This is a genomic window from Neisseria sp. P0001.S005, assembly GCF_051963715.1.
Window position 1 is genome coordinate 1 of record NZ_JBQCTZ010000935.1, and the last position, 296, is coordinate 296.

Annotated in this window: 1 pseudogene; it reads left to right on the top strand. The window is 35.8% G+C overall.

The annotated features are described in order from the left end of the window. Window positions 1-153, top strand: a pseudogene (locus ACTHSP_RS23570) (lipopolysaccharide heptosyltransferase I); the annotation flags it as partial. Between the last annotated feature and the right edge of the window lie 143 nt (window positions 154-296).

Below are 296 nucleotides of genomic sequence, written 5' to 3' on the forward strand. Positions count from 1 at the left end.
CCTGTTGTAGGAATTTATACAGATACAGATCCGGCCAAGACCGGCGTTCAAGTTTCGGCTTATGCAAAAAATTTAGGTGGTATTGCTCAAATTCCCAATGTCAACGAAGTTTATCAAACCTTGATGGATTGTGTGGCAGCATACGGTAAATAATTGCTGGGGAGTCGGATTTATTTTCTGAGTAAATGCTTTAGAAATGATATAATTCCGCTCTATTTGCCAAGATTTATACAAATTTGGTTTTATCATGTTGGTGAAAACCGAATTGGATTTTATATAAAGAATGTATCAAAAGC